This window comes from Citrobacter sp. VF227 (assembly GCF_052950715.1).
In genome coordinates this window covers 1-243 of record NZ_JBRFVF010000768.1, presented here as the reverse complement: position 1 = coordinate 243, position 243 = coordinate 1, and the positions used below count along the sequence as shown (strand labels likewise).

General features: G+C 53.5%; 1 protein-coding gene. It reads right to left on the bottom strand.

The features are described from left to right. On the bottom strand, positions 1-243 hold a 243-nt coding region (locus ACU8YC_RS28895), incomplete at both ends, for a hypothetical protein (protein ID WP_446896497.1).

The following is a 243-nucleotide window of genomic DNA, read 5'->3' as shown; positions in this document are numbered from 1 at the left end:
TTGATGCAGGCTTTCATTGCCGTTGCGGTCTGTTTCTGGTCCGCTTCGATACGCTGGTAATCTTCTGGCAGCGACATATAGCTCTGGCCAGTTTCCTCGACTGAACCACCCAGCGGCACCTGAGCAGGCAGAGTGGCGTTGTATTCTTTGATGCAGGCTTTCATTGCCGTTGCGGTCTGTTTCTGGTCCGCTTCGATACGCTGGTAATCTTCTGGCAGCGACATATAGCTCTGGCCAGTTTCC